18 protein-coding genes and 1 pseudogene are annotated in these 22,884 nt (G+C 45.9%); 11 read left to right on the forward strand and 8 right to left on the reverse strand.

What is annotated here, in order from left to right; all coding sequences use genetic code 11:
* Positions 1 to 35 precede the first annotated feature (35 nt).
* Positions 36 to 1,004, forward strand: a complete 969-nt coding sequence (locus tag HYN48_RS01115) for an App1 family protein phosphatidate phosphatase (RefSeq protein ID WP_108369386.1) — start codon at positions 36 to 38, stop codon at positions 1,002 to 1,004.
* A 53-nt stretch (positions 1,005 to 1,057) separates the two neighbouring features.
* Here HYN48_RS01115 and HYN48_RS01120 read toward each other — a convergent pair whose 3' ends face one another.
* Positions 1,058 to 2,965: an ABC-F family ATP-binding cassette domain-containing protein gene (locus HYN48_RS01120; protein ID WP_108369387.1), complete on the reverse strand. Its 1,908-nt coding sequence runs from the start codon at positions 2,963 to 2,965 to the stop codon at positions 1,058 to 1,060.
* A gap of 81 nt (positions 2,966 to 3,046) precedes the next feature.
* Here HYN48_RS01120 and HYN48_RS01125 point away from each other — a divergent pair, with 81 nt between their 5' ends.
* Positions 3,047 to 3,424 carry a DUF983 domain-containing protein gene (locus tag HYN48_RS01125; protein WP_108369388.1) on the forward strand — a complete coding sequence of 126 codons (378 nt, stop codon included), beginning with the start codon at positions 3,047 to 3,049 and terminating at the stop codon, positions 3,422 to 3,424.
* Here the strand turns inward: HYN48_RS01125 and HYN48_RS01130 are convergent.
* The 7 genes and pseudogenes from HYN48_RS01130 to topA form a co-directional block, all read right to left on the reverse strand.
* Positions 3,421 to 4,470 (reverse strand): NAD(P)/FAD-dependent oxidoreductase, encoded by a 1,050-nt coding sequence (locus HYN48_RS01130; RefSeq protein ID WP_108369389.1) that lies wholly within the window; start codon positions 4,468 to 4,470, stop codon positions 3,421 to 3,423. The genes HYN48_RS01125 and HYN48_RS01130 overlap by 4 nt on opposite strands.
* Positions 4,471 to 4,533: 63 nt before the next feature.
* Positions 4,534 to 5,529 carry a type IX secretion system ring subunit PorN/GldN gene (gene porN / locus HYN48_RS01135; RefSeq protein WP_108369390.1) on the reverse strand — a complete coding sequence of 332 codons (996 nt, stop codon included), beginning with the start codon at positions 5,527 to 5,529 and terminating at the stop codon, positions 4,534 to 4,536.
* Positions 5,530 to 5,577: 48 nt separating this feature from the next.
* Positions 5,578 to 7,116, reverse strand: a complete 1,539-nt coding sequence (gene porM / locus HYN48_RS01140; protein ID WP_108369391.1) for a type IX secretion system motor protein PorM/GldM — start codon at positions 7,114 to 7,116, stop codon at positions 5,578 to 5,580.
* 49 nt (positions 7,117 to 7,165) lie between these two features.
* The gene (gene porL / locus HYN48_RS01145) at positions 7,166 to 7,807 is read right to left on the reverse strand and encodes a type IX secretion system motor protein PorL/GldL (protein ID WP_108369392.1); all 642 of its coding nucleotides are present in this window, start codon (positions 7,805 to 7,807) and stop codon (positions 7,166 to 7,168) included.
* Between the two features lie 49 nt (positions 7,808 to 7,856).
* A complete protein-coding gene (gene porK, locus HYN48_RS01150) occupies positions 7,857 to 9,272 on the reverse strand; it encodes a T9SS ring complex lipoprotein PorK/GldK (protein ID WP_108369393.1) in 1,416 nt (471 codons plus the stop codon).
* 146 nt (positions 9,273 to 9,418) lie between these two features.
* Positions 9,419 to 10,569 (reverse strand): annotated as a pseudogene (locus HYN48_RS01155) (formimidoylglutamase).
* A gap of 5 nt (positions 10,570 to 10,574) precedes the next feature.
* On the reverse strand, positions 10,575 to 13,097 hold the full coding sequence (topA, locus tag HYN48_RS01160; protein ID WP_108369394.1) for a type I DNA topoisomerase: 2,523 nt from the start codon (positions 13,095 to 13,097) through the stop codon (positions 10,575 to 10,577).
* Positions 13,098 to 13,316: 219 nt separating this feature from the next.
* On the opposite strand from topA, the gene HYN48_RS01165 reads away from it, so the two are divergent.
* From HYN48_RS01165 to HYN48_RS01205, 9 genes are all read left to right on the forward strand, one after another.
* Positions 13,317 to 13,520 carry a hypothetical protein gene (locus tag HYN48_RS01165; protein WP_108369395.1) on the forward strand — a complete coding sequence of 68 codons (204 nt, stop codon included), beginning with the start codon at positions 13,317 to 13,319 and terminating at the stop codon, positions 13,518 to 13,520.
* A gap of 224 nt (positions 13,521 to 13,744) precedes the next feature.
* A complete protein-coding gene (miaB, locus tag HYN48_RS01170) occupies positions 13,745 to 15,208 on the forward strand; it encodes a tRNA (N6-isopentenyl adenosine(37)-C2)-methylthiotransferase MiaB (RefSeq protein WP_108369396.1) in 1,464 nt (487 codons plus the stop codon).
* 70 nt (positions 15,209 to 15,278) lie between these two features.
* A complete protein-coding gene (locus tag HYN48_RS01175) occupies positions 15,279 to 16,550 on the forward strand; it encodes a sigma-54 interaction domain-containing protein (RefSeq protein WP_108369397.1) in 1,272 nt (423 codons plus the stop codon).
* A gap of 41 nt (positions 16,551 to 16,591) precedes the next feature.
* Positions 16,592 to 17,098: an LptE family protein gene (locus HYN48_RS01180; RefSeq protein WP_108373249.1), complete on the forward strand. Its 507-nt coding sequence runs from the start codon at positions 16,592 to 16,594 to the stop codon at positions 17,096 to 17,098.
* Positions 17,099 to 17,109: 11 nt separating this feature from the next.
* Positions 17,110 to 17,943 carry a tetratricopeptide repeat protein gene (locus HYN48_RS01185; protein ID WP_108369398.1) on the forward strand — a complete coding sequence of 278 codons (834 nt, stop codon included), beginning with the start codon at positions 17,110 to 17,112 and terminating at the stop codon, positions 17,941 to 17,943.
* An 11-nt stretch (positions 17,944 to 17,954) separates the two neighbouring features.
* Positions 17,955 to 18,314, forward strand: coding sequence for a preprotein translocase subunit SecG (secG, locus tag HYN48_RS01190; protein WP_108369399.1), 360 nt, complete (start codon positions 17,955 to 17,957; stop codon positions 18,312 to 18,314).
* Positions 18,315 to 18,452: 138 nt separating this feature from the next.
* Positions 18,453 to 18,728: a co-chaperone GroES gene (locus HYN48_RS01195; protein WP_108369400.1), complete on the forward strand. Its 276-nt coding sequence runs from the start codon at positions 18,453 to 18,455 to the stop codon at positions 18,726 to 18,728.
* A 22-nt stretch (positions 18,729 to 18,750) separates the two neighbouring features.
* Complete coding sequence (gene groL / locus HYN48_RS01200; protein ID WP_108369401.1) at positions 18,751 to 20,382, forward strand: chaperonin GroEL; 1,632 nt, start codon at positions 18,751 to 18,753, stop codon at positions 20,380 to 20,382.
* Positions 20,383 to 20,503: 121 nt separating this feature from the next.
* On the forward strand, positions 20,504 to 22,861 hold the full coding sequence (locus HYN48_RS01205) for a hypothetical protein (RefSeq protein WP_108369402.1): 2,358 nt from the start codon (positions 20,504 to 20,506) through the stop codon (positions 22,859 to 22,861).
* Positions 22,862 to 22,884 lie beyond the last annotated feature (23 nt).

Consider the following 22,884-nt stretch of genomic DNA (forward strand, 5'->3'; position numbering starts at 1 on the left):
AAATTAAGTAATTTAACTGATAATAAACGCTAAAAATGAAGCCTGTCCTTAAATTATACCGGGGTTACGCCAACGAGCAGGAATTGATTGTGATGGGACATGTCTTTAAACCGACAACGAAGGAGGATTATGATTTCCAAAAAAGGAAATTTCAGAACGCCCGCTCGGTCATCCGGATGTTTCGTATCAAGACACAGCGAAATGCCGACGTCTATCTCGAGCTCAACGGCGCTAAGATTCATACCAAAACCCTCGACGACGGTTATTTCAAGTTCTGTATCCCGCTCACAAAGGAATTTGGCTATGGATGGATGGATTATTTTGTGACTATAAACCACAATGGCGAAGCGCTTCGTACTAAGGGCAGTTTCATCAGGCCGTACGACGGAAACCTGGGTTTTATTTCTGACATTGATGACACCTTCCTGATTTCGCATACGCGTAATATGTTCAGGAAACTCTATATCCTGCTGTTCCGCGGCGTCAACGACCGCAAAATATTTGACAATGTCGTGGCACATTACCAGGCCCTGAGCTCTTCGGGCAGGAATAATAAAGGGGAACAGAACGCTTTTTTTTATGTGTCGAGCAGTGAATGGAACCTGTATCGTTTTATTGTACAGTTTACCGAGCTTCACCAGCTCCCGCGGGCGGTGCTGCTATTGAAAGATATCAAGACAAGCCTGATGGATTTCTTTATCACGGGCCGCGGGGACCACAACCACAAGTTCGAAAAAATCAAGCACATACTCGAATTCTATCCGAACCTGCGCTACACGCTCTTAGGTGACGATTCGCAGGATGATCCCCATTTGTATGAGCAAATCTGCAAAATATTCCCTGTAAATGTTCAGGCGGTATACATCCGTCAGACAGGCAGCCACAAAAAGCAGAAGGCGACTGATGTGATGAAAAACCTCGAAAGCCTGAACGTGGCGGTGTGTTATTTCAGCGACAGTGCAGAAGCGATCGAACATTCCAGGAGGATCGGGCTCATCAGTTAAAGAAAAAAGCAGCTGCGGAAGTAACGGTTCGGACAGGGTAAAAACAGATCACATCAGGCATTGTCAATCTCTTCCTGCACCTGCGCCCATTCGTCGAGCAATTTCTCGAGGTCAGACTTCTTTTTATTGTAGGCGATAAAGAAATTGGCATCTTCAACATGTTTGTCATAATTAGACGCCAATGCCCTGTCATCGCGCTGGATGTCATTTTCCAGATCCTTGATGTGGCTTTCAATCTTGCTGAGGCGGTTTTGCAGCGTCTTATTTTTCTTTTGGTCTTCGTAAGAGACTTTGGCCATTTCCTTTGGTAACTCTTTTTTCACCGTATCTTTCTTCTCCACTTCGCGCATGTTCTGCATATTGCGCTGTTCGAGGAAGAAATTGATGTCGCCGAGGTACTCGCGGATTTTTTGGTCCTTGAATTCATACACGATATTGGACATGCCCTGAAGGAAATCACGATCGTGGGATACCAGCAGCAATGTCCCTTCAAACTTCTGAAGTGCTGCCTTGAGTACATTCTTGGATTTGATGTCAAGGTGATTTGTGGGCTCATCCATCACGAGCACATTGATTGGCTGCAGCAGCAGTTTACACAACGCCAGGCGGTTGCGCTCACCGCCCGATAGCACTTTCACTTTCTTTTCGACATCGTCACCGCGGAAAAGGAATGCGCCAAGCATGTCGCGTACCTTGGACCGGTTTGAATCGGTAGCGGCGTTCTCCATCGTCTGCAGCAGCGTGATTTCGCCGTCAAGGTATTCAGCCTGATTCTGGGCAAAATACCCCACCTGCACGTTGTGTCCCAGCTTAATCGAGCCCTCGAAAGGGAACTCATTCACTATGGCCTTGATAAACGTGGATTTTCCCTGGCCGTTCTGCCCAACGAAAGCGATCTTACTGCCGCGTTCCACAAGCAGCGAGATGTCTTTCAGGATGGTTTTATCGCCATAGCTTTTGGTGACGTGTTCAGCCTCGACAACCACTTTCCCCGGTACTTTTGAAAGCGGAAATGAGATATTCATCACCGAATTGTCGTCTTCGTCCACTTCAATCCTTTCGACCTTATCAAGCTTTTTGATCAGCGATTGCGCCATCGAAGATTTGGTCGCACTGTAGCGGAAGCGCTCAATCAGTTTTTGGGTTTCCTCAATCTTTTTTTGTTGGTTTTTCTGCGTCGCCAGTTGCTTCTCGCGTATCTCATGGCGCAATTCGAGGTATTGGGTGTAAGGCTTGTTAAAATCGTACGCCTTTCCGAGCGAAATCTCAATGGTCCTGTTGGTCACATTATCCAAAAACATCTTATCGTGCGACACGATCACAACAACTCCGGGGAAACTGCGCAGGAAATTCTCAAGCCAGATGATGCTTTCGATGTCAAGGTGGTTTGTAGGCTCATCGAGCAACAGGATGTCATTTGATTGCAGCAGCAGTTTGGCCAACTCAATGCGCATGCGCCAGCCGCCGGAAAAGGTTTCAGTGGGATTGTTAAATTCTTCGCGTTTGAAACCAAGTCCAAGCAGGATTTTTTCGGTGTCACCCACATAATTGTATCCGCCGAGCAGCTCGAAACGGTGGGTTAAATCAGATAAATCCTCTATAATCTGGGAATAGCCTTCGCTTTCATAATCGGTGCGGGTGACAAGCTGGTGGTTAATTGATTCAAGCTTTTTTTCAACCTCCTTGATTTCGGCGAAAGCCTGATAGGCTTCCTCCAATACCGTCCTGCCCTGCTCGAAATCGATGTCCTGTCTCAGGAAACCGATTTTAACTTCCTTTTCAGTGGCAATGCTTCCGGAATCAGGTGCGAAATCGCGTGCCAGGATTTTGAGCATGGTAGACTTTCCGGCACCATTTTTACCAACTAGACCGACGCGGTCTCCCGCCCCCAGCCTGAAAGTGACTTCTTCAAACAAATAGGTGCCTCCGAATGAGACAGAAAGGTTGTGTATATTCAGCATTTCGCGATAGTATCTGTGAATGTATTTGTAACTTCGCCATCAGAAAATCCGAACGAAGCCAGTCAATTAAATTTTTTGCAAATGTTAAAAAAAGGATCCAGACTAAATAGCATTTTAACAGGAAGTTGCCCCAGATGCCATCAGGACAGCATGTATGTAAACCCAAACCCGTTTCATCTAAGCGAAGTGCTGAAAATGAAAGACAAATGCAGCCATTGTGGTTTGAGGTACATGATAGAGCCATCGTTTTTTTACGGCGCGATGTATGTGAGTTACGGGCTCAATGTGCTGATTGGTATGGGCGTTTTTGCGGTGTGTTTTTTTGGATTTAAAACGGACGTAACCACAACGTTCATCAGCATCATCGTAAGCCTGACGCTGCTGATGCCATTAGTACTTAGGTGGTCTCGGAATATTTACATCAACCTGTTCGTTTCAGAACAGAGCGATCAGGACTAAACGGGTGAAAAGCGTCGGATGTCGATTGCGGGATCCAAAGGATCTCCCCGCTCAATATAGTCAAATAATTTTAGGGCCACATAAGGGCCTAGCATGACACCGCGTGTCCCGAGGCCATTCAGGACATGCAATCTCGGGTGTGTGGGGTGCTTTCCCAGCAGCGGCTTCCTGTCCCTGACGGTAGGACGGATGCCCGCAAGGTGATCGACAACTTCGAAGTCGCAGTCCAGGATTTCACCGATACCCTGGATGAGTTCTGCGCGTCCGGACTCAGTAGGGACAGCAGTCTTGTCATCCCAATTGTAAGTCGCTCCAACCTTGAATAGCTGATTGCCTAGAGGCAGGATGAACACATTGGTATTGAGGATGACATCAAGGTCCAGTCCCGGCGCTTTAATGATCAGCAGCTCACCCTTCGTGCCGTTCAAAGGGAGGTAGTTAAAATACGGGTTTACGCCAATACCGAAGCCTTCCGCAAAAACGACATACTTTGCTTCTATATCCTGATATATAACATGGTCTTCATTGATAACCATCCCATCGTATGAAAAAGTCTCATGCCGCATCGCGTTAAGGCCCGCAAGATAACCTGCATACGCATTGGTTAGTAGTTGCGTATCAACATAGCCTGTGTGCAGGACCTGACCGTAATTGAACGGGGATGTGATACCGTTGAAGGCATTGGTAAATAGGCTCGTTGAAAGAAATGGCGTAAGCCCGGGCTTATCGGAGGCTGCAAACCAATTGTTTTGTTCCTCTATCGAAAAGAACTTTCTAAGCATGGGTAGATTAAAAACGATTTTACCCCCGAGCCCCAGTTGGTTCTCAATGCAGCCGTAAAAATGTTGGAGATACATCACCTGCTCCATCGCGTCCTGCAGCTTACTGTAACGCTTTAAAATGACCGGATTGTAGAGTCCGCCAGCCACTTTCGAGGAATTTTGCGACTGGTCATTGAAAACCACGACAGACCTTCCGTTCTGAAGCGCTGTTTCAGCGAAGGCTATTCCGGCAAGTCCAGCGCCTACTATTAGATAATCAACCATAATGAAAAATAAAAAACTCCTATCCGAAGATAAGAGTTTCTTGTATGTTTAAAATAAACCGAATTAATAATTCCACATATCCTGTTCGAAATTGCGGATTTTCTCTTTAAGTCTTTCCGACTCCAACAACTGCAATTGCGCATTGTCTTTCATATAATCCTGAATCAACCTGTCACCGTATACATTCTCTTCTTCGTAAATAACGGAATTGAAACGCCTTGAGTTCAACAAGTGATCAAACGTAATTGGCATGGCAGAATTCTTATCATTGAAAGCGTTCGACGCATGCAATACGTCTCTTGCCGCAGGGAAATACACCCAGAACAATTCGATTACATCCGGATCTTCCTTTCCAACTTCCTTGGCTTCAGGAGCGACAGGGCAGATTCCAAGCAATCTGTACTTCATCTCACCTTGTCTCTTGTCAAAATACCAGTAACCTTTGATCTTGTAAGCAGAGATATCCTGGGAAGTCAAGAACCTTTCATCAATGAATTCAGCAGACAATACTTTTGCAGCAGGCAGATCCTGTGCAGGTACGGCAGGAGAGATAATCTTTCCTTTCTTGTTCCTTTTTTCAGGCTGAGCCTCAACATGCCTTCCCTTGTAAGCTTCAGGATCGTTGTTGATTTCATCCCTACCGGCATTGGTCGTGTCACGGAATTTAAAGGTATTTTCCAAATCCCCTAACGGACGCTTCGTATTGAAGTAAGGGTCTGCATACACCTCAGTAATCTTCCCTGACTTAATCCCCTTGATGATGACATCAAATAACGACCTCCTGTCTTTACCGATATTGTTGGTATCGATCGGGAAGTACATTGGGAAATTGATTCTTTCATCAAGATCGATAATTTCCATCACCGTCTTACCCATCATAACGTCCCTGTCATGAACGTATCCGTACGGAAGCGGCTTGTCGTTATCAGAGTTCAATTGGGCTTCAGTCTTTTTACCAATTTCATCCGGTGTCTTTGCATTCAACAGATTCGATTGGGCGAAAGAAGTAAGACCTCCTGCGAGCAAAATAGCTATTGATAAAAGATTTTTGCAATTCATAGTTTCAGTATTCAAGTTGTCTGGCTAAAAAACGCCGAACTAAATTTATTATTGTATTTCGTAAATAACTGGAGCCGTTTGTTTCAGGATTATATCTGAACCCTCCAATTTTGTCTTAATTTCAGAGAATGTCACCTGATCACCACGCGACGTCCTCGCTAACGCAGCTTTAGCCTGAGAGTTCAGTTTGTTACCATTGACCACCACTGTAGGCTGACCAGGTACTTTCATACTAAACTGAACAACATTAATCTTAACTTCGAAGTCAAAATCAGGCAATTCTGCGGTGATAGTAGAAGCCTCTAGCCTTCCTTTCGCACCTTTCACGATACCCATCGTCTTTCCAATGGCTCCTTGGGGAGCAGGGATGTTTTTAATCCTGAAAACTCTCGCATCAGTTACCGTCTTTCCGTCGGGCAACTTAGCATTTACATTGATTCTAACTTCTGTACCAGAACCGGGCTCCATCATATACTTACCTTTTCCTAAATCTCTAAGACCTGGGGCAGAAGCTTTAACGTCGCTTTGGGCCACACCTGCAAAAGAAATTGTCATTGGGTTCTTGACACCTCGATAAACTACGTTCATTTTATCAGCAGAAATAGTCGCTTCGTTAGGACGAGGCACTACCACGTAGTTGCCTTCAAATTTCAACGGAATCGTTTTGCCCCCTTCAACGAATGTAAACTGACCGTTAATCTTCTGTTCTCCAACGTTACCAGCAGTCAAGGAAATAACAGCTTGTCCATTCTCTAATTTTCCTGGTCCCTGAAATGAAGTAGGCACTGTAGTTTCATCATAACGACCCAAAACCACTTTACCTTTAACATTCTCGCCTTGGAAATATGCGTTTTTCTCCAACACCACAATAGCCTGATAATGACTGTAAGACGCAATCTCCACAGCAGCTTTACCTAAAGCAGCACTGTACACGTCTGATTCGGCTTTCTTTACGTCACTCTGCCAAGCCGACAATTTAGAAAGAGATGCAATCGCAGGGAAACCTTTGAAATGATAATTCAAAAACTTATCTTTTATACCTTCCTTGTTCGTAACATCGGAAATATCAAAAGCCTTATTCACCTGCGCTAAGATTGCAGAATACTTCTTATCACTAAGAGCAGCTTTCATCTCATCTTTGTAAGTAGTGATTGCCGCAATCACCTCGTTACCCCTTTTAGTGTAACTGTCACCTATAAACCAACTTTCGTCAAGGTTTTGACCTTTGTCCATTTGTTCGTAAGGCAATTTACCATTTTCTTCAACCTCTACGCCTTTTTTAGTTTCGGCTTTACAGGTCTCAATAAAATCATAAAATTTCTTAGAGGCGGATTGCACTTTATGCGCTATCCCAGCGGCCACCGCAAACTCTCCAACACCTTTTGCGTCAGCGGATTTCTGATCCAATGCTGACAGCATCTGTTCGTTAGTAGCTTTCGATGCAGTATTTGCTGCTTCAAATTTTTCGTTCATCAATCCAAAAGCAGACAATACTTCTTTGGACATATTCAGTGCTAACATCGCGATGAAAACCAGATACATCAGGTTAATCATCTTCTGTCTAGGGGTTAATTTTCCTCCTGCCATTTTTGTATAATTAGTCTATGCGTTAATAAATGTTTTTAGTTTAAACTAATTATCCTTTGTTGCTCATTGCAGAAAGCATACCACCATATACATTGTTCAAAGACGCAATGTTGGCTGTCATTGACTGCATTTGTTCTTTCAGTTTGCTTGCATTATCAGCAATCTCTTTGTTGGCTTCTGCGTTTCTTGAAGCACTCTCCAACTGCACTTTATAAAGGCTGTTCAATGATTCCATTTGGGCAGCAGCCATAGAAAGCTCCTCGCTATATTTTTTTGTTGCGGCAATGCTGTCAGCAGCAGGTGCAATACCTTTAGCAGCAGATTCAAAGTTCTTGATGCTGTTTCCTAGACTAGCCATTAATGCTCCGTCAACTTTCGCTTCCTTAAGCATAGCGTCCAATTTTTGAGACAACATTCCCTGAGCATCTTTAGGCTCCTCTTTCTTTTTGTCTTTAGCCTGACCTCCAGCCAATTCAGGATATACCAATGACCAATCCAGTTCATTATCTACCGGTTCGAAAGCAGATAATGCGAAGATGAGAGCTTCTGTTACAAGACCAATAGTAAGCATCACGTTACCTGTCAAAGGACCAAGTTCAAAGTGGATGATTTTGAATAATGCTCCTACGATTACTACCGCCGCTCCCATACCATAAGCGAAGTTCATTGCTTTTTTGCTTAAAATTGCCATAATAAATAAATTTTTTTGTTAATTAGAATAGTTTATAAAGTTGGTTAATTTAATTTTTTGGGGCGTTACCTGTCACCTGTAGGCCCATGTAATCCTGTACAGTCCTGAATCCGATGTAGCTTCTTGCAGTATCAGCATATTCAAAATCACGCGTACTTACCTGGAGGTAGTAAGAAACATCTTTCCACGAACCGCCACGCACTACTTTGCGTTGGTTTTTAGTGTCAGGAACATTCGGGTTCATCGTAGACACATATTCGTAAGCTCCCGGATCATAAGAGGAATCCGTCCATTCAGACACGTTACCGGCCATATTGTAAAGATTGTAACCATTCGGATCGTAGGATTTCGCTTCTACGGTATACAATGCACCATCTGCAGCATAGTCACCTCTGTTAGGCTTAAAGTTAGCCAGGAAACATCCCCTGTCACTTTTAGCGTAAGGACCTCCCCATGGATAAGTCGCAGACTCGAGACCGCCACGTGCAGCATACTCCCATTCAGCCTCCGTAGGAAGACGGAATGAATTCACGAGGTCATGGTGTTTCTTTTTGGATTTAATATAAGTGTTCTTGTTCAATGTCCTCCATGCACAGAATGCTTTTGCCTGCTTCCAGCTCACTCCCACTACAGGGTATTCACTGTAAGCCTGGTGCCAGAAATAATCGTTGTGCATAGGCTCATTATACGAATAGGCAAAATCCTTAATCCACGCTGTAGTATCAGGATAAATAGGCTCCTGCTCTGTTTTGATAAATTTACTTCTCTTTCCTTTTTTAGCTTTGGCAGCCGCCTGGATATCCATCCAGGAATAGCGGAATTTTAATTTAGACACGTCAATAGTCCTCAAACCGTTATAAGACTCAGCTACAGGAATGTACATTGAGTCCATTACTTCAGTATAATACTCATCAGGATACTTAGCGGTGTTGGTCTGAAGCTTGATTTTCCTGTTCAGTCTCCTTCCTGCATACATGTCCTCACCATCGCTTACACTGTAGTAGTTTTCATACATATACTTGTCATAAGGAGTCATTTTTGCCGGATCAGCATCGTTAAACGCATAGTCATTAATGCTTCCACCCGCTTTGCCGCTCTTTTTACCACCCGTGCCACCGGCAGCAGGCGCTCCACCACCCACTTCATCAGCTAAAATAGCCAGACGAACCCTGATTGTAGAGTCTTTTACCCACTCCACAAACTGACGGTACTCGCTATTGGTAATTTCCGTCTCATCCATGTAGAATGAACGTACTGTAACTGTTTTCGTCGGAGCATCACCTATATTAGCCAAATCATCATCTGATTTACCCATGATAAAAGCGCCTCCCGGAACCAATGACATTCCGTAAGGTTTTTCCGGATGCCATTTCTTTCCTTTCACTCCAACAAGTTCTCCTTTATCGCTTGAACCACAGCTGAACAGTAATGATGATAATGCTGCAAATGCAATGAACTTCTTCATATAAATTTGGGTTAAAATGTATTCATAATTTTAAGGGCGTAAACCTATCTATTATTTTTTTAAAAAACAATTTTTTTGCTAACAAAAACTTAAAAATCTGTGAAATTAGAGGTGAATATCGCCATTTTTACAGCGAGTCATCTGATTTACAGTATATTTTTTCGCTGTGCTTTCCACCACCTCGCGGGCAGCTCCTGATGGCACGCTTCTTCGTAATCTTTATAGGAACACGGTAATAACGTGTTTCTTTTTAATTTATTATTTCCGGTCGAAACAAACGGGATTTCAATCCACCAACGGTCCGTTTTATTGCTTTTGTAAAATACCAGGAACTCATCTTCTGTAGGAACGGTATACTTAAGATAATTGTCTTTGCTGCCAAACGGATATTCGTTTGAACGGTAGTGAAATCCTTCAATAAAATACCATATGATCTGGGCTACCAAAACAGATTCCTGCATGGAATTATTGTGGTTAAAAATCCCGAAAGACGATACCTTGTCGCTGATGCCGGCGTAACGCGCCAGCGAACACACTTCCTTGCCATTGAATCCATTAGGCGTAAAAGTAACAAAATTACCTGAATCACAAGACTTTACGGATGTTAAATCTAGGCTTACGACATCAGCGTCGCGGAAAACCGGTTCGGCTATAGCGATATTGGCCGACACTTCGCCGAGCCGATACGCCTCAAAGAACAGCTTTTCAATCAAATCGATTTCCTCCTGCGAATTGTAGTAGGTCTGATACCCGACGTTGCTGAAATTGAACAGGTTCGTCGGCTCTTCCATCAATATTTTGGTCAGATAGGAATCCGCGCTTACAGGACTATCATGTTTCCCGAAATCAAACCGGCTGTCGATGGACACCAGGTTTACCATCTGCTCCAGCTGATCGTACGCCCTGTACAACGGATAAGTCAGGTCCTGCGTACCACCTATAATTATAGGTATAATATTTCTTTTCACCAGATTAGCGACGACTGCCTGTACAGCATAGTACGTGTCAGTGAGTGCATTTCCGGGAAGTATATCCCCAGATCGGCAATCGATCCTTCCCAGTTCCCCGGGAAAAGCCCGTAAAATTCCTTACGGATACCGATCAGGTTTACCTCATTAAAGCTGGCTGCCTGTCCACGGTTTTCCAATACCCCGACAATCGCCACCCTGATTTTATCAAGGTCCGGAAAATCAGTTTCCGTGTGCATCGCCACTTTGCTTCCGAGGTGCTGCGACGACAATTGAGCGGCGAAATCAATGACGTCACGATCCACGGGTGTCAGAAAATCCAGTTCCATATATATTATTTCTTTTTAGCTACTGCCTTCTTAGCCGCCGGTTTTTTCGCTGCGGTTTTCGTCGCAGTTTTTTTCGCTGCCTTTTTAGGTGTTTTCTTTTCAATCATTTCCTGAACCTGGACCAATGTCAGTTTTGAAGCATCTACATCCTTGCTCAGTTCGATCTTTATTTTTCCTTTGGTAATGACCGAGCGTCCCCAGCGTGCCTTTTCAATCACGATTCCCTCTTCTGGCCAGGTTTGAAGCACCTTGTCGATGTCTTTCTGTAGTTTTTCCTCAATCAAGGTTTCGATATCCGATTGCGAAAGGTGGTCAAAATTGTATTTTTTACTCACGTTGATGAACAGCCCGCTCCATTTGATAAACGGTCCGAAACGTCCCACCCCTTTCTGTACGGGTTCATTTTTATAATGTGCTATCGGTGCATCGGCTTTTGATTTCTCATCGATGATTTCCTGTGCGCGCTCCATGGTTACATCGAGCGGATCTTCCCCTTTGGGCAACGAAATAAACACCTTCCCAAATCGCACGTACGGCCCGAAACGACCATTGTTCACTTCCACTTCCTCTCCCTGATAGGTACCGAGTTGCTTTGGAAGCAAAAACAAGTTTAACGCTTCTTCCAGGCTGATGCTGCCGATGTTCTGGTCTGCCCGCAGGCTGGCAAACAACTTATCATCGTCTTCAGGCTCGCCGATTTGCGCCATCGGTCCGAATTTCCCAAGCCGCACGCTCACCTGCCTGCCCGTTTTAGGGTCTGTGCCCAGGATGCGCTCGCCGCTTTCGCGTTCCGCATTGGCTTCGACTTCCTTCACATTCGGATGAAAATGGCTGTAGAACTCCTGCATCATTTTCGCCCAATTGACATTTCCTTCGGCGATTTCGTCAAAATCCTGCTCAACTTTGGCGGTAAAATTATAATCTAAAATATTCTCAAAATTCTTGACCAGAAAGTCGGTCACAATCATCCCAATGTCAGTCGGGACGAGCTTGCCCTTATCAGAACCGGTATTTTCCCTGAGCTGTTTTTCCGAAATTGTCCCGGAAGCCAGGGTCAGCTGTGTATAGGCGCGTTCCTGCCCTTCAAGGTTTCCTTTCTCGACATAATTCCTATTGATGATCGTCGAAATCGTCGGGGCGTACGTCGACGGCCTTCCGATACCAAGTTCCTCTAATTTCTTAACCAGCGAAGCTTCCGTATACCGTGCGGCCGGTCTTGAATATCTTTCGGTTGCAGTGATGTAGGAGTTTTGCAACCGCTCACCGACTTTCAGTGCGGGCAGCATTCCCTCCTGTTCCTCCTCATCGTCATCATGGCCTTCGAGATACACCTTGAGAAAGCCTTCGAATAACAGGACTTCACCCGTAGCCGTAAACAATTCGCCGTGGTTGTTGGCTTCAATCTTGACATTGGTACGTTCCAGTTCCGCGTCGCTCATTTGCGAGGCGAGCGTCCGTTTCCAGATCAGCTCGTAAAGCCTTGCCTGATCGCGGTCGATATTGACGGTATGCCTTGACATGTCCGTCGGGCGAATGGCTTCGTGCGCTTCCTGCGCGCCTTTGCTCTTGTTTGCAAACGTACGCGGCTTTGAAAATTGCTCTCCGTACGAAGCGATAATTTCTGCCTTGGCGGCACCCATGGCTTCCTGCGAAAGGTTCACGCTGTCGGTCCTCATATAAGTGATCAATCCGGCTTCATACAGCCTTTGCGCCAACTGCATCGTGATGCCTACCGGAAGGTATAATTTCCTGGCAGCTTCCTGCTGCAAAGTCGATGTGGTGAATGGTGCCGCGGGCGATTTCCTTGTGGGCTTGGTTTCCAGGTCCGAAACCTTATATAATGATCCTGCGTTCTTATTGAGGAAATCCTCAGCTTCTTTTTTAGTACCAAAGTTTTTCGGAAGCTTTGCCTTAAACGATTTTCCGGCTTCGTTGATGAATTCTGCCGTGACAGAATACGTGGCTACTGATTTAAAGTCCTGGATCTCGCGCTCCCTTTCGACAATCAAACGAACCGCTACAGATTGCACGCGGCCGGCTGATAATCCGCCTTTGACTTTACGCCACAACACCGGTGACAATTCATATCCTACAAGACGGTCCAACACACGGCGTGCCTGTTGTGCATTGACAAGATTATAGTCTATTTCACGTGGATTGTCGATGGCTTTCAGGATGGCCGACTTGGTAATTTCATGAAAAACGATCCTTTTTGTCTTCTTGCTGTCGAGTTTCAGTTCTTCTGCAAGGTGCCACGAAATGGCTTCCCCTTCACGGTCCTCATCGGAAGCGAGCCAGACCATTTCAGCATTCTTTGACAGGGTTTTGAGTTTGCTTACCAAAGCTTTCTTATCGGGCGAGACCTCATACCTAGGCTTGAAGCCGTTCTCTACATCAACCCCGATTTCTTTGGAAGGAAGATCGGCAATATGGCCGTAACTCGACTCCACCTGGAAGTCGGCACCAAGGAATTTCTCTATTGTTTTTGCCTTAGCAGGCGACTCCACGATCACTAAATTCTTTGCCATAATCCACTTTTTGTTGTTCGCAAAAGTATAGGTTTTTTTTAAATAACAAGAGTAAGTAGGAAATTCCTCGTCATACCTATATATATTATCATCTTAAAAGTCGGGAGAAAAGCAATGCGGTTTAGACGGTATGTTTTTATGATAATCACGTAATTTCCCGCACTTAAGCTATCGATAATTTGCATAGATTTGAATTCCAAAAACGCTTAAAACAATTTTATGGAAATCACCAAAACCCAGCAGCCACTACGAAAGATCAGCAGAATTGGGATGTGGACGGCCATATTCGCCCATCTGCTGTTGCAGATTATGAAAGTTAAAATCCCTATTGACGAATTTTTTCCGGAACATTTTCGTAATGTCATTGGTTTTAATCTGCGCTACCTACGAAATGATCTGCCAGCGGCAGGACGACAAGATTAACAAAACGCACAACTTTAGGAACAGTATGTACTTCTTAATCTTTGTAGTATTGCTTTTAGCTTTATTTTTTGGGTTACAGGCTGTCATGGTGCCAAGTCGCTAATCCTTCCGCGCGAAGAGTTACTGCAAAATAAAGAATTTGTTAAACTCCGCCTGCCAAGTTGTCATATTCAATCGATTTCCACTATCTTTGAGCCCCTCAAAAAAGGAACGTGTCACTGAATATGGAAAAGATTATTGAAGAAAGCAAACAGGGCGAAAGCCTCGTATTGGAACAAAAGTCGGGGAATACCAAAAAGCTTTTTATCGAAAGCTACGGCTGTGCGATGAATTTTTCGGACAGCGAAGTCGTTGCCTCAATCCTTCTGGAAAATGGTTTCAATACCACGCAGATCCTTGAAGAAGCCGACCTGGTGCTCGTCAATACCTGCTCCATCCGCGACAAGGCGGAGCAAACCGTACGCAAACGTCTCGAAAAATACAATGCCGTAAAGCGCCGCCAAAACCCGAAGATGAAAGTCGGCGTGTTGGGCTGCATGGCCGAAAGGCTCAAAAGCCAGTTCCTTGAAGAAGAAAAAATTGTCGACCTCGTCGTCGGGCCCGATGCTTATAAAGATTTACCGAATTTATTAAAGGAAGTCGAGGCGGGAAACGACGCCATAAACGTCATTCTTTCCAAAGAAGAAACGTATGGTGACATCTCACCGGTGAGGCTGATGAGCAACGGAGTCACCGCTTTCGTATCGATCACACGAGGCTGCGATAACATGTGTACGTTCTGCGTAGTACCTTTCACAAGGGGCCGCGAACGCAGCCGCGAACCACAGAGCATCATGTCTGAAATTGCCGACCTTTGGCAGAAAGGCTACAAGGAAATCACACTATTAGGCCAGAATGTCGACAGCTACTTATGGTATGGCGGCGGACTGAAAAAGGATTTTGAAAAGGCTTCTGACATGCAGAAGGCCACTGCCGTAGGTTTTGACCAATTGCTCGAGATGGTGGCTGTCGCGTTCCCGAAACTGCGCATCCGCTTTTCCACCTCCAACCCACAGGACATGCATGAGGCCGTTTTGCACGTGATCGCAAAATACCCGAACATCTGCAAGCACATCCACCTGCCGGTACAATCGGGCAGCGACAGGATCCTGAAGGAAATGAATCGATTGCACACGCGTGCCGAGTACCTGACGCTGATTGACAATATCAAAAGGATTATCCCCGATTGCAGCATTACCCAGGATATGATTGCAGGTTTTCCGACTGAAACCGAACAGGACCACCAGGATACATTAGATCTTATGGAAGCTGTGAAATATGGTTTCGGTTATATGTACGCCTATTCCGAAAGGCCCGGAACTTTGGCCGGCCGAAAGATGGAAGACGATGTGCCCGAGGAAGTGAAACTGCGCCGCCTCCAGGAGATTGTTGCGCTGCAACGCGAACACAGCGCCTTCCGTACCAATGAATTTTTAGGACAAACAGTCGAAGTACTGATTGAAAAAGAATCCAAAAAATCACCCAATGACTGGTCAGGACGAAATTCGCAAAGCATCATGGTCGTATTTCCAAAGGCGCATTACAAAATGGGCGACTTCGTAAATGTGGTCATCACCGATTGTACGAGCGGCACGCTGATCGGCACGGCTATTGGCTACAGCGACATGAACCAAAGGGAAGAAATATAAGCTTTTGCTATTTAACTGTAAGAAAAATTTTATCCAATCCGGCTAAATTGCAACCATTAAAACCAATAGTATGGAATCCGTACAAGCCATAAAACAAAAGTTTGAAATCATCGGTAACGACCCAAAACTGAACCGCGCAATTGAAAAAGCGATTCAGGTGGCGCCTACTGATATCACCGTTCTCGTAATCGGTGAAAGTGGCGTTGGGAAAGAAAGCATCCCGAAAATCATCCACTCGCTCTCACACCGCAAGCACGGTAAATATATCGCGGTGAACTGCGGCGCCATACCTGAAGGAACGATTGACAGCGAACTGTTCGGACATGAGAAAGGGGCGTTTACCGGAGCAACAGGAACCCGTGAAGGATATTTTGAAGTGGCAAACGGAGGAACCATTTTCCTTGATGAAGTAGGAGAGCTCCCGTTGACTACACAGGTCCGTTTGCTGCGCGTACTTGAAAATGGTGAGTTTATCAAGGTAGGATCGTCACAGGTACAGAAAACCAATGTGCGCATCGTGGCGGCGACCAACGTGAATTTGTTCGACGCGATCGAAAAGGGAAAATTCCGCGAGGACCTGTATTACAGGCTGAGTACCGTAGACATCATGCTTCCGGCACTGCGCGAACGCAAGGATGACATCCATTTGCTGTTCAGGAAATTCGCCTCGGATTTTGCGCACAAATATAAGATGCCTCCGTTAAAACTCGACGAACGGGCGGTCGACCTGCTGCAGAAATTCCGCTGGAGCGGCAACATTCGCCAGTTGCGCAACGTTGCCGAACAGGTGTCGGTGCTCGAAACCAACCGCGATATTTCAGCATCCATCCTGCAGTCGTATCTCCCGTCGGAAGGCAGTAACCTACCATCGGTCATCAAGGCCGGAAAACCGGAAAGTGATTTCAGTACCGAAAGGGAAATATTGTACAAGGTGCTTTTTGACATGAAAAGCGACCTGAATGACCTCAAGAAGCTCACAATGGAGTTGATGAAAAACGGCACTTCTAAAGTACAGGAAACCAATCCGAACCTGATCCGTAAAATTTACGGCAATGACAATAGTGAAAACAATTTTGATTTTGATGAGCCGCAGGAACACAGCCTTTCCATGCTGCCGGTAATTACCAAGCCGCAGCAGGAACATTTCAAAAATGAGCGCGAGGACAATTACCTGTTTGCCGAAACAGTCGAAGAGGAAGAGACGCTGCGCCTCGAGCAAAAAGAAATTGAGATGATCAAGAAGTCGTTGGAAAAAAATAAGGGAAAAAGAAAGGCTGCTGCGGATGAGCTGGGCATTTCCGAAAGGACACTCTACCGCAAAATCAAGCAGTTTGATTTATAGGATTGCCGCTGAAATTCAATATCTTTGGCCTTTGCTTCCATATGAAAAAAATACTTCTACTAACGGTGCTGGTGTTGACCGCTTTGATGGCGGGCAGCTGCGGTGCCTACAACTTTACCGGCGCCAAGCCGATTGACGCCAAGACCTTTCAGGTGAATTACTTCCAGAATAACGCCGACCTGGTGCAGCCGGGTATCGAGCGCACCTTTACGCAACAATTGCAGGAATTAATCCAGAACCAGACGAACCTGAGCCTTACCAATTCCGGTGCCGACCTCGTGTATGAAGGCGAAATCACTGACTTCCGCGTGTCGCCGATGCAGGCCACTGCTGATCAGCGTGCGGCGCAAAACAGGCTCACCATCACCGTCAACGTGCGGTTTACCAATAAAAACAAGGAAGATGAAAGCTTTGAAAAACCTTTTTCGTTTTTCTTCGACTACGGTGGATCAGAGCAACTGGTGGGCGCCCAGCTCACCGAAGCAGTCAACGCGATCTATGAGCGTATCACCCAGGACGTCTTCAATGCGTCATTGGCAAAATGGTAAACTGACACAGCATGAACGTTTCCGACTACACCTATATATTGAACAAACCCGATGCCGTTAACGACCGGCATACGTTCGCGTTGGAACGCATCATCCATGAATTTCCATATTTACAGAGCGCCCGGGCATTACACCTCAAGGGACTTTACAACCAGGACAGCTTCAGGTACAACCAGCAGTTAAAGGTAACGGCAGCCTACACGACTGACCGCAGTGTGCTGTTCGACTTTATCACCTCAGGCGATTTCAAGACATTGCAGCAGCAGTTTTTTGCCGAGAAAGAAGCGATGATCCGTGAGATCACGGTCAATGAAAGCGAGTGGGTGCGCTGGGAAACGGAATTGGAAGCCGCAATTGATCCGTTGGAGCGTTCAATCTTACATTCCATTAAGGAAGCGTCACCCGAAACCTCCCAAACCAGTCCGACTGTCGAGGAGAAGCTGCAAATCGGCAGGCCACTGGACTTTTCCGGCGAAAAACATTCCTTCAGCGAATGGCTGCAACTGGCTTCAGTCAAGCCGATTGAGCGGGAAACTCCGCACATAACCCAGGACGACAACGAGGAAAAAAAGAAAAAACTCGCCCTGATCGACCGGTTTATTGAGGCCAATCCGAAAATTGCCCCTGTGCGTAACAGCGAGCCTATAACATTGGCCACCGCACGTGGCACTGAAGATACGGGTTCGCTGATGACCGAGACCCTTGCCAAGGTGTATCTTGAGCAGAAGAAATATAATAAGGCGATTCAGGCGTATGAAATTTTAATTTTGAAATATCCGGAAAAAAGTAGTTTATTTGCAGACCGAATTTCGGACATCAGGATTTTACAACAGAATAACAATTAAATTCAGAAAATATGATTATAGTTTTTTTAGCGCTGATCGCCATAGTGTGTTTCCTATTGATCATCGTGATTATGGTACAAAACCCCAAAGGAGGCGGCCTGTCGTCATCATTAGGTGGATCACAGCAATTGGGCGGTGTACAGAAAACAACCGATTTCCTTGATAAAAGTACCTGGACGCTGGCCGGGATTTTAGTAATGCTGATTCTTCTTTCAGGAATGAAATTCAGTGATGATACCGTAGCAGCACCACCGATCGCACCTGTTGAAGCCGCAAAACCTGCCGCTCCTGCCGCAACGCCTGCAAAACCGACAGACGCTGCGACGCCTGCAGCCGCACCTGCTGAAGCACCGGCAACAGAGAAAAAATAAATACCTTTACAATGATACAGAAATGCCGGCGACATGCCGGCATTTTTTTTAGCTGAAATTTTGTCAGAATGCCTGCCGCTGGCATGGTTTATGACAAAAACCCGGACAATCAAATTATAATAACCAAATTTAAATATTATGGCTTTAAACATTAAACCACTTTCCGATCGTGTACTGATCGAGCCTGTAGCCGCTGAAACGCAAACGGCTTCAGGGATTTTTATTCCGGATACGGCGAAGGAAAAACCGCAAAAAGGAACGGTAGTCGCCGTAGGTAACGGTACTTTGGAACACGCTATGACCGTTAAGGTTGGCGACACGGTATTGTACGGGAAATACGCCGGCACCGAACTCAAATTCGAAGGAAAAGACTACCTGATCATGCGCGAAGACGACATCCTGGCAATCATCTAAAACAAACTAAACAACATTAAATATGGCAAAAGATATTAAATTCGACATTGAAGCGCGCGACGGACTCAAGCGCGGCGTTGACGCATTGGCTAATGCAGTAAAAGTGACACTGGGCCCTAAAGGACGTAATGTCATTATCGGGAAATCATTCGGCGCACCAAACGTAACCAAAGACGGTGTGACCGTAGCCAAAGAAATTGAATTGAAAGACCCGTTGGAAAACATGGGCGCACAAATGGTAAAGGAAGTGGCTTCAAAAACCAATGACCTGGCTGGAGACGGCACCACGACCGCGACCGTTCTGGCGCAGGCCATTGTAAAGGAAGGCTTGAAAAACGTAGCCGCCGGTGCCAATCCGATGGATCTGAAACGAGGCATTGACAAAGCGGTGGAATCGATTGTAGGCGACCTGGCCAAACAAGCAAAAGTGGTTGGCAGCGACTCTGAAAAAATCAAGCAGATCGCGTCAATTTCTGCCAATAATGACGAGATCATCGGTGAGCTCATTGCTACGGCTTTCGCCAAAGTAGGAAAAGAAGGCGTCATTACCGTCGAAGAGGCCAAAGGAACCGATACGTATGTAGACGTTGTGGAAGGCATGCAATTTGACCGCGGCTACCTTTCTCCATACTTTGTAACGAATCCTGAGAAAATGGAAGCCGAACTGGAAAACCCATACATCCTCCTTTACGATAAAAAAGTATCTTCACTGAAGGAGTTGCTGCCGGTATTAGAACCTGTGGCACAATCAGGAAAGCCTTTATTGATCATTGCCGAAGATGTTGACGGGGAAGCCTTATCTACGCTTGTGGTGAACAAACTCCGTGGCGCACTGAAAATTGCAGCGGTAAAGGCACCGGGATTCGGGGACAGGAGAAAAGCCATGCTTGACGACATCGCGATCCTGACAGGCGGCACGGTTATTTCTGAAGAGAAAGGTTACACGCTTGAAAATGCTACGCTGGATATGCTTGGAACAGCAAAAAGGGTCAGCATTGACAAGGACAATACCACTATCGTAAGCGGTGCCGGTGATGCGGAGCTCATTAAGAACCGTGTAAACCAAATCAAGATCCAGATGGAAACCACCACATCCGACTATGACCGCGAGAAGTTGCAGGAACGTCTGGCCAAACTCGCAGGCGGCGTGGCTGTTCTTTACGTTGGTGCGGCTTCGGAAGTGGAAATGAAAGAGAAAAAAGACCGTGTTGACGATGCGTTGCACGCGACCCGTGCCGCCGTAGAGGAAGGCATTGTTGCCGGTGGTGGCGTGGCGTTGCTCAGGGCGAAGGCGGTACTTAAGGATGTTAAAGCGGACAATGCCGATGAAGCGACCGGAATCCAGATCGTGTCCCGTGCCGTGGAAGCGCCTTTGAGGACTATCGTGGAAAATGCAGGTCTTGAAGGATCGGTTGTTGTGGCGAAAGTCGCGGATGGTTCCGGAGATTTCGGCTACAATGCCAAAACCGATGAGTATGTAGACATGCTCAAAGCCGGTATCATCGACCCTAAGAAAGTGACCCGTGTCGCGCTCGAAAATGCCGCTTCTGTTGCAGGAATGATCCTGACTACCGAATGTGCATTGGTCGACATCAAAGAAGAAAATGCCGGCGCCGGAATGCCAATGGGCGGCGGAATGCCGGGCATGATGTAATATCATCGCATTTTAAATACATAAGGGCGCCCCGATTTGGGACGCCCTTTTTTTTTCGCAAATCTGAAGGATATTTCAATTTATCTTTTAAATTTATCTCCATAAACTTAAAAAAAGTCATATGAGGACAATTATCCGCCAATCAGCCTTACTATTAATCAGCCTTACTTCTTTCCTCTCGTTTTCCCAAAATGATTCCATAAAGAAAGAAATCTCATCGCGTTTCACAGAATATTTCAGACTTTACCGAGAAGCCATCCACGTCCAGCTCGACAAAGACGTCTTTCTTTCCGACGAGCAAATCTGGTTTAAGGGCTATGTCATGAACCGGAAAACCGCAACGCCTTTTTTACTGACTACCAATGTCTTTGCCGTCCTCACCGACTCACAGGGAAACAAAGTCGATGAGCAGCTTGTTTTTGCGAGCGGAGGCGCTTTTTCGGGCAACATATCCCTGGGCAAAAAATATGCTTCAGGCACTTACTTCCTGCAGTTTTTTACGAACTGGATGAATAATTTCAGTGAAGACGAATCGTCGGTATATAAGGTCACTGTAGTCAATACCGAAAAGCCGCTGCTGCCTTCTGACAAGCCCGACTATTCTAAGGTCAATATCGAATTCAATCCCCAGGGTGGTGGAAATCTTATCCTCGGCGTCAGGAATGTGGTAGGAATCAGCGTTACGGACTGTACCGGCGCGCCCCTTGTCCTTACAGACGGTTATCTCGCCGATGGAAATGGCAAAGAGATCATGAAGATTTCACTGAATAAATTCGGTTACGGAAAATTTGATTTCACTCCGGAATCCGCAATCACCAAAGCATTTTTTACCCTCAACGGCCAACAGGTCAGTGCCACGCTTCCGCCTGCCCAGCAACAAGGCATTACGTTGGATGTGAACAGTTATGCGGCGCCCGATAAAACCTACGTGACGATCGGCGCCAATCCGGGTTACGTCAATTCACTTCCGGGAAAAAAGCTGTTCCTGAGCGTAAACCAAGATGAAAAAGCCGTGGTTTTCGACATCGATTTCAATAACGGCCTGTTAGAGCAAAAACTCATCTTCATGAATGACAACCTCTCGGATGGCGTAAATACGGTGACTGTCTTTGACGCCGATAAAAACATGCTTGCACAAAGGCTGGTGTTCAAAAAACCTGCCGATACACCCGCAGCAAACCTTACGCCTTCAGGCAAACTGAACCAATTTACGGGCAGTTCGCCATACCCGCATGCCAACCTGAGCATCTCGGTCCTGCCCGAAAATACGCTCGCAGATAAAGGGCATTCTGATTTGTACGCGTCGTTGTTAATCAACCCCTACCTCGCGCAAAAGATAACAAACGCGCACTATTATCTCGACCAGCCTTCAAAAACCCGCCTTTATGAGCTTGACCTGCTGCTTTTAAACCAAAGGAAACTCAAATACAGCTGGAGCGCGATAGCTGCAGGGCCGCCGGCACGCACGTACGAGTTTGACTATGGCCTGACAGTCAAAGGCACCCTGAATCACAAACAAGGGAACATCGATAAATACATGATGAAGTTGTTCTCGCTGTTTTCCGGGATCCGCGAGATGGCGACAATTGACAGCAACAACGAATTTTACTTTAAAAATCTGGTAGCTCCCGATGGGGCGCAAGGCAGCGTCTCATTCGTAAAACCGCCGGAGTTGAGCAACCCTTTGCCTGCAAAGATGGCCGTGAAAGTCATCAACGCCAGCCGCAGTTTTAAGTTCCCTTACCGTCCGGGAGCGGCATGCGTGCCAAAACTTGATTCAATCGACCTGATTTTTCCCGACTTCAATGAAAAGGATGTCATCCGCCTTGACGAAGTGAAAGTGGATAACAAATACAAGCTCACACGGCAGATGGGATATGGCAACGCCTTGCTCAAGGGCTACAAAATCACTGCCGAAAACAATGGACTCGATGTGCTGAATTTTATACGAAACCACGGATTCGATGTAGTCAGGAACCTGAACAATGTCGCTATTTACGGTCGGTCGCGCACCACAATAAACGGACAACGCAATGAACCCGTCGTGTATCTAGACAATTTCCGTATGATGGATTTTGGCGAACTCGACGGCATGCGTATGGATGATATTGACGAAATCTACATCAGTTCGACAGCGATTGTCTCTTCGGTAAACAACAATATCGGCGTAATAAAAATCTACAGGAAGAAAGTTGGCCAATATCCGGGCAAAGAACCCAAGACGAACATTGTCGACTTTAAGATTGACGGATACCAGATGATACGGCCTTTCACCAATGCCGATTATTCAGACAAATCGAACGCAGGATTCGAGAATTTCGGCATAGTGCACTGGATACCGAATATCATTACCGACGATAACGGGGGCTTTACTTTGCAGCTACCCGCGACAGGAAAACGAAATGTCAAGCTGCTGATCGAAGGCATGACGCCCGAAGGAAAACTGATTTCAGAAGTCAGGACGATAACAGTCAATTAAAAAAGCCGGCATAACGCCGGCTT

Source organism: Flavobacterium magnum, from assembly GCF_003055625.1.
Lineage (GTDB): Bacteria > Bacteroidota > Bacteroidia > Flavobacteriales > Flavobacteriaceae > Flavobacterium > Flavobacterium magnum.

Coding starts and splice junctions, on each gene's coding strand:
- HYN48_RS01165 (WP_108369395.1), top strand. CDS start 13,317: ATGGAAATCACCAAAACCCAGCAGCCACTACGAAAGATCAGCAGAATT.
- porL (WP_108369392.1), bottom strand. CDS start 7,807: ATGGCAATTTTAAGCAAAAAAGCAATGAACTTCGCTTATGGTATGGGA.
- HYN48_RS01195 (WP_108369400.1), top strand. CDS start 18,453: ATGGCTTTAAACATTAAACCACTTTCCGATCGTGTACTGATCGAGCCT.
- porM (WP_108369391.1), bottom strand. CDS start 7,116: ATGGCAGGAGGAAAATTAACCCCTAGACAGAAGATGATTAACCTGATG.
- HYN48_RS01180 (WP_108373249.1), top strand. CDS start 16,592: ATGAAAAAAATACTTCTACTAACGGTGCTGGTGTTGACCGCTTTGATG.
- HYN48_RS01125 (WP_108369388.1), top strand. CDS start 3,047: ATGTTAAAAAAAGGATCCAGACTAAATAGCATTTTAACAGGAAGTTGC.
- porN (WP_108369390.1), bottom strand. CDS start 5,529: ATGAATTGCAAAAATCTTTTATCAATAGCTATTTTGCTCGCAGGAGGT.
- HYN48_RS01115 (WP_108369386.1), top strand. CDS start 36: ATGAAGCCTGTCCTTAAATTATACCGGGGTTACGCCAACGAGCAGGAA.
- HYN48_RS01120 (WP_108369387.1), bottom strand. CDS start 2,965: ATGCTGAATATACACAACCTTTCTGTCTCATTCGGAGGCACCTATTTG.
- topA (WP_108369394.1), bottom strand. CDS start 13,097: ATGGCAAAGAATTTAGTGATCGTGGAGTCGCCTGCTAAGGCAAAAACA.
- HYN48_RS01205 (WP_108369402.1), top strand. CDS start 20,504: ATGAGGACAATTATCCGCCAATCAGCCTTACTATTAATCAGCCTTACT.
- groL (WP_108369401.1), top strand. CDS start 18,751: ATGGCAAAAGATATTAAATTCGACATTGAAGCGCGCGACGGACTCAAG.
- secG (WP_108369399.1), top strand. CDS start 17,955: ATGATTATAGTTTTTTTAGCGCTGATCGCCATAGTGTGTTTCCTATTG.
- HYN48_RS01175 (WP_108369397.1), top strand. CDS start 15,279: ATGGAATCCGTACAAGCCATAAAACAAAAGTTTGAAATCATCGGTAAC.
- porK (WP_108369393.1), bottom strand. CDS start 9,272: ATGAAGAAGTTCATTGCATTTGCAGCATTATCATCATTACTGTTCAGC.
- miaB (WP_108369396.1), top strand. CDS start 13,745: ATGGAAAAGATTATTGAAGAAAGCAAACAGGGCGAAAGCCTCGTATTG.
- HYN48_RS01185 (WP_108369398.1), top strand. CDS start 17,110: ATGAACGTTTCCGACTACACCTATATATTGAACAAACCCGATGCCGTT.
- HYN48_RS01130 (WP_108369389.1), bottom strand. CDS start 4,470: ATGGTTGATTATCTAATAGTAGGCGCTGGACTTGCCGGAATAGCCTTC.